This window comes from Achromobacter ruhlandii, assembly GCF_902859695.1.
Taxonomy (GTDB): Bacteria; Pseudomonadota; Gammaproteobacteria; order Burkholderiales; family Burkholderiaceae_B; genus Achromobacter; species Achromobacter ruhlandii.
In genome coordinates this window covers 1-2,078 of record NZ_CADIJL010000077.1, presented here as the reverse complement: position 1 = coordinate 2,078, position 2,078 = coordinate 1, and the positions used below count along the sequence as shown (strand labels likewise).

2 protein-coding genes are annotated in these 2,078 nt (G+C 55.2%); one reads left to right on the top strand and one right to left on the bottom strand.

Translation table 11 applies throughout. The annotated features are described in order from the left end of the window. Positions 1 to 562 precede the first annotated feature (562 nt). Positions 563 to 1,048 (top strand): hypothetical protein, encoded by a 486-nt coding sequence (locus HV742_RS31995; protein WP_175147280.1) that lies wholly within the window; start codon positions 563 to 565, stop codon positions 1,046 to 1,048. A gap of 115 nt (positions 1,049 to 1,163) precedes the next feature. Here the strand turns inward: HV742_RS31995 and HV742_RS31990 are convergent, their stop codons facing one another. After that, entirely contained in the window at positions 1,164 to 1,796 is a 633-nt protein-coding gene (locus HV742_RS31990) for a DUF4145 domain-containing protein (protein WP_241116987.1), read from the bottom strand. Between the last annotated feature and the right edge of the window lie 282 nt (positions 1,797 to 2,078).

The following is a 2,078-nucleotide window of genomic DNA, read 5'->3' as shown; positions in this document are numbered from 1 at the left end:
AATAGATCGTGGTGTGCGAGCGGCCTGTGGGCTCGCCGGCGAATCCATCAATCGGCAAAATTGGCCGCGGGGCCGGGCCAGGCCAAGGATCAAGCAGATTCGCTCGAATGGAAGCCGTGGGTTGTGGGGTCGAAACTGGTGCTGCGCAGCCGGATACCAAGGCGGCGAATGCAACCACGACGAAGATTGGGGCCGGTTTCACGTATCGCAATTCATGAATTTTTATTTGAAAGAAGACGGCGACGGCCGTGCAGCAGCAACTGCGCGACCGACAGCCGACCCACGGAATGAGGCCGTGAGCGACCCGAGGCCGTCCCACCTGTACAGGCGAAGGCTAAGGTAACACATTTTTACGTGTTCCTATGGAAGAATCTCGCTGCTGCGTCCCCAGGTGCATTATGGAGTACTCCGTCTCCACAAGTGGGAGATGACGCCACCTTAAGTGGGACGGGGTGTGGCACATTTTCCCGGGCTCTTGCGCCTTGAAGCAGTGGAGCCCCGCTACGTGCCGGGACCATTTCTTTGTGATACAAAACCGTCACTGAACTATGGGAGTAGAACGATGACGGTGTTTAGGCGTTCCCACGAGCAGCAAGTTAAGCGAGAGTTGGAACTCAGCCAAAGGATGGCCGCAAAAGCTGATGATGAACAGCGCCGGTTGATCGAACTGAAGACTAAAGCGGGTCCGCAAATCGCGAAGGTTCGCGCGTTCTTCCAAAAGCAGTGTGAGGGTGCGACGAATTTCGGGTTTCAGGCTGCCGTTGACGACATCGAAGACAGTTCCCCATTGCGATACGGGGTCGCTCTCTCGATGAGCAAGGTTGCGGGTGTTCGATCAAATAGGCTGTATCTTTCCTTGCGTGTGACGGTGCAGGATGATGGTCGGGTTAGGGTATCGGTTCACCACGATTCGCGTGGGCGGAATCGTGGCGAGTTTGACCCAGCGCTTCGCGAAGATTTAGGCCCGATCGATCACCCGGATATTATTCCTCGCGTCGAGGCGCATCTGGAGAAAGTGGTCAACGTCCTCGACAAACAATCTCGTTGATGCCTGCGAGATAGTGACGCCGCCTCCGGGCGGCTTTTTTTCTAGAGAGCAGGGGCCAGAGGGCCGTCCGCCGGGCGAATGTTGAACACGCGTCCCTAGAGTGCACGCCTGAGCATTAGCCTTTGGTCTGCAGGTTCGCCTGAACTTTGGCCGGTAAGGTATACAAATACGTCATCACCATTTCGGTGAACAACTGCAGCTCTGTGGCAGCCTCTCGAGTCGGTTCGTCCTCCTCGTGTACGGCCTCGTTTCCTTCAAGTCGGATCTTATGTGCCCAGGTCTTTAAGTCGGCCGTTATCAAGCCCTCATCCGCCAATTTGTCGATGCGCTTTTCCAATCTCCATGCCTCGATCTCTGGCGAGAAATTTTTTAGAGAGATTTCAAGCGCACGTCGAAACATCGCGACTGCTGACGTGTATCGGGCGTCGGATAGGCAGTCGCTACCTTCGACGAATGACTTGGCTGCGGCTGGCGGAACGTGGTCAGGGCTAATTGACTCTTTGCGCTCTGGAAAGACGGACTTGATCGAGCCGTTTTCGTTGAATTTCCTGTTTGACAAATCTCCGGTCAGGTGGTCGATATCCCCCCCTGCGGGCATATAGATCATCACGGCGATTGGCTTGAAGCAGGCAGGACACGACCCCAGCGCATTGACCAACGGGTCGTCGGCATGCTTACGTCCTTTCTGTAACGAGAAAGTAGCTTTACGTGCACCACAGTGAGGGCAATCGTAGGTGAATACGGCCATATCAACTCCTTCTTGCAATAATGACCGGTAGTAAAGGGCGTGGGCGGTTGGTGGTCTCTTTTGTAACACATGGATTACAGTCATAGCGCGGACGGATATGCACCTTCGCTTCGCGGGCGAGTCCCTCCTTCTTGTCTCAAACGCCACGCCAGCGGCGACAACCCAGTCAGCGTGACCTGCTCCCCGTGGTTAGTACGAAATCGATGTAGAGTCCGTTCACAAAGGAACGGCAATGAAGAAGCGATTTACGGAAGAACAGATCATCGGAGTGCTGAAGGAGGC